The 883-nt window shown below is 64.9% G+C and carries 1 pseudogene; it reads left to right on the top strand.

The annotated features are described in order from the left end of the window. Window positions 1-883, top strand: a pseudogene (locus ACFSL4_RS37350) (hypothetical protein); the annotation flags it as partial.

Below are 883 nucleotides of genomic sequence, written 5' to 3'. Positions count from 1 at the left end.
CGACGAAGCCGGTTGAGGATCGGGCGGATGGTTTCGCGGACGATTTGGAGAAGGTGTCGTCGGCGTTGTCGTCGTATGCGGCGGAGATTCGTCCGCTGGTGGACAGGCTGAAGCAGTTGAAGATCGATGCGGCGGCCTTTGTGGACTCGGTCAGGGATGACGGGGACTGGGAGTACGACGGGGACAAGGTCGACAGGCACAATCGGATCCGTGATGGCGTGACGGCTGCGGTGGCGGCGTTCTGGGCGGCGGAGCGGACGTGTCACAACAAGATCACTGCGTTGTTCGGTGGGACGCGGATGGTGGCGGGGGATGGTTCGGGCCGTAAGGACCAGTACGGGTTCGATGCGGCTGATATGAGGAACGCGAAGCTTCCCTGGGGTGACCCGGTGGAGGAGCGGCATCACTGGTACGAGGTCGGCCATTGGGTGAAGTCCTTTGTGTGGGACGGGCTGATCGTGGATGGGGTCTGGGGCACGGTCAAGGGCCTTGGGACGCTGGTGGGTTTTGGTGGCTGGGATGCGATGGGTCAGGCGTGGAAGGGTCTGGCGCAGTTGGCGACGGGGTTGGCGGTCTCGTCGATTCCGGGTGTGGGGACGTTGTTCTGGGCGTTGCCGGATGACAAGTTGCCGTCGTGGTTTCGTGATTCGCGTACGGCGATGAAGGAGACGGGCAAGGCGTTGGTGGCGTGGGACGAGTGGGGTAAGAACCCGGCTCGTGCTGCGGGTGCGGTGACGTTCAATGTGTTGACGACGGTGTTCACGGGTGGTGCGGGGGGTGCGGCGTCGGGTGCGGGGAAGGCGGGTGTGGTCGCCAGGGCGCTGTCGGTGGCGGGCAAGGCGGGGCGGGTCATCGACCCGATGACGTATGTCGGCAAGGCGGC

The organism is Streptomyces caeni, from assembly GCF_042678285.1.
Lineage (GTDB): Bacteria > Actinomycetota > Actinomycetes > Streptomycetales > Streptomycetaceae > Streptomyces > Streptomyces caeni.
This window is presented reverse-complemented; position numbering and strand designations above follow the sequence as displayed.